The following is a 660-nucleotide window of genomic DNA, read 5'->3' on the forward strand; positions in this document are numbered from 1 at the left end:
GCGTCTGGTCCGACAGCACCACGCCCCAGCCGAAGGTGTCAAAAGGCCGGTTGCGCTCGACCACCGTCACCTGATGCGCCGGATTTTGCAGCTTCATCAGCAGGGCGAAATACAAGCCTGCGGGACCGCCGCCCAGGCAAAGAATGTGCATGAATGCGTACTCTCTGGATTAATTTGACCTTAATTGTTTAGGTTTAAACTAAATCCGTCAAGCGGGTTTTCCGGTGTTTTTCGCAACACCGGAAAACGGGTGTTRCCGCAGCGGTGCAGAGGTGTGCCGGTATTTACGGCTGCCGCGCCAGCCGGATATCAGGGGGCCTGAAAGCCCGCTGCCCGGTAAGTGAGCACCAGCGTATCCCGAAAACTACTGCCGGCCCGATCGTCTGCCGGCAGGATGGGCGTGGTCTCGTGAATTACCCGGGCATCGTCCAGCAGAAGCGCCGTCAGGGGCTCCTGCATCACAAAGCGCACACCATGCGGGCCGTTGGCATCGAACACCCGGGTTTCGCCGCCTTTGACGCCGTGCCGCGCCACCATCATCACCACCACGAAGTCCACACCGTCGCGATGTGCGCCTTCAGGCGTGGGCCGGCCTACCCCGCCCGCGGTGTCGATGCGGAACTGGTGCGCTTCAATATGCCAGCGCCCGGCGGGTTGCAC

Annotated in this window: 1 protein-coding gene; it reads right to left on the reverse strand. The window is 61.6% G+C overall.

Annotated elements, in window-relative coordinates; all coding sequences use genetic code 11:
- Window positions 1–309 precede the first annotated feature (309 nt).
- The coding region (locus AC1D1X_RS25130) for a 2OG-Fe dioxygenase family protein (protein WP_477699610.1) at window positions 310–660 on the reverse strand (351 nt) is incomplete at its 5' end.

The organism is Polaromonas sp. P1_G4 (genome assembly GCF_056405475.1).